We start from the raw sequence: 885 nt of genomic DNA on the forward strand, positions 1-885 counted from the left end.
AGCCAAAGCTTGGGCCTCACATTACCCGAACTTGGTTAAAGTATTAATTAATTTATGGGTTTATTATCCATACAAGAAATTAAGCGGGACTAAAAACAGTTGGCTTTTTGTTCACTACGTTCACTTATTTTAGCCAACCATTTTTGCCTGTTAATTAGGCGTTATATGGTTCACAGGATAGAAGTATATGGATATATTTGAGTATAAAGTAGAAAAAGTTGGTGGTCTTCTTACATTTCGCACTACCAAATTTGTCCGGTTGCAAACTCGCTGCACAGAACTGGGAAAACAAGGCTGGGAATTAGTTAGCGTAAATTACGATTGGTTTACAGTCACGTATACAATGTTTTTTAAGCGGATACGGCCTAATAAAACCATATAACAATGGTTTTCAAGTCGGACAAATTACAGTTGGCTGTTGTTCGTTCCTCACACATTATAGCCAACTACAATTTGCCGCTTAAAACGGCGTTATATGCAACGGAGAAATTGATGTTTAAGGATGATCTCCCAGACCTGTTTGAAGAAGTAAAATCTTCGCTGATAGCTGAAGGTGAAAAAGAACTTACTGATCAGCTAAAAGGTTTGAAAATTAAATCATGTGAGTCCTTCGCTTCTGACGATTCAGCATTCACAATATGTTTTACAACCTCAGAAAATGAAAAACTGGAAGATACTTTTCCCACAGGTGATAAGGCATATACAGTTATGCTTGTTTACTCTGAAAAGTCAGTTGTCATCGGTTTAGACATTATCGGTTGTGAAAATACTGAATTACAAAAGCAACTGTTAGCATGTTGCACATAACAAAAACATCATGGTGGGAATTTTACTCGCTGGCCTTCGGCCAACAACGCTCATAAAATCCCCATATGTTAAGAGTTA

The 885-nt window shown here is 37.1% G+C and carries 1 protein-coding gene; it reads left to right on the plus strand.

Translation table 11 applies throughout. The annotated features are described in order from the left end of the window. The first annotated feature begins 492 nt into the window (after positions 1–492). Positions 493–807: a hypothetical protein gene (locus tag L656_RS0114625; RefSeq protein WP_024599753.1), complete on the plus strand. Its 315-nt coding sequence runs from the start codon at positions 493–495 to the stop codon at positions 805–807. Positions 808–885: the final 78 nt, after the last annotated feature.

The sequence above is a fragment of the Pseudoalteromonas sp. TAE56 genome (genome assembly GCF_000497955.1).
GTDB lineage: Bacteria > Pseudomonadota > Gammaproteobacteria > Enterobacterales > Alteromonadaceae > Pseudoalteromonas.

Bases quoted from the DNA above. Each gene is read 5' to 3' on its own strand.
- L656_RS0114625 (WP_024599753.1), top strand. From the start codon at position 493: ATGTTTAAGGATGATCTCCCAGACCTGTTTGAAGAAGTAAAATCTTCG.